Raw genomic sequence first — 428 nt, 5'->3', positions numbered from 1 at the left:
GTTGATGCGTACCATTCGGATTGGGTGCAGGGGTAGGATTTGAACCTACGACCTTCAGGTTATGAGCCTGACGAGCTACCGGGCTGCTCCACCCCGCGCCAGGGTGTTGGCGGGACTTCCGCCGGATTGTCTCGCCTTGGATCCGGTTGGTCCTGGCGTTCTGCGGCCTTGCGGCCGGGGTCTGTCTGGCCGGAGCGGTGGTTGATCCGGCGTATTCGGGTGCGGATCGCCGCCTGGGCGTCTTGCGGCGCGGCTGCGTGGAGAATGGCATGCCGCGCGGCTTCAAAGGCTACGGGCCGTCTCCGGTGCTTCGGAGGGTCGGCCCTGGCTTCCGGCAAGGGCCGGATCATCGTGAAGAGAAGCTGTCGATTGTGCGTTTTGTAGACCTGGCAGCGACCTACTCTCCCGCGTCTTGAGACGAAGTACCA

At 64.0% G+C, this 428-nt stretch carries 1 tRNA gene and 1 rRNA gene (1 of these 2 only partly in view); both read right to left on the bottom strand.

Annotated elements, in window-relative coordinates:
* Positions 1 to 21 precede the first annotated feature (21 nt).
* Positions 22 to 98: transfer RNA gene (locus ACTIFK_RS18995), tRNA-Met, on the bottom strand.
* A 286-nt stretch (positions 99 to 384) separates the two neighbouring features.
* Positions 385 to 428: ribosomal RNA gene (gene rrf, locus ACTIFK_RS18990) — 5S ribosomal RNA — on the bottom strand (it continues 80 nt past the right edge of the window).

Origin of the sequence: Hyphomicrobium sp. (assembly GCF_051860585.1) — a bacterium.
GTDB lineage: Bacteria > Pseudomonadota > Alphaproteobacteria > Rhizobiales > Hyphomicrobiaceae > Hyphomicrobium_C.
The sequence above is the reverse complement of the archived record's forward strand: the minus strand, read 5'-3'. Positions and strand labels throughout refer to the sequence as shown.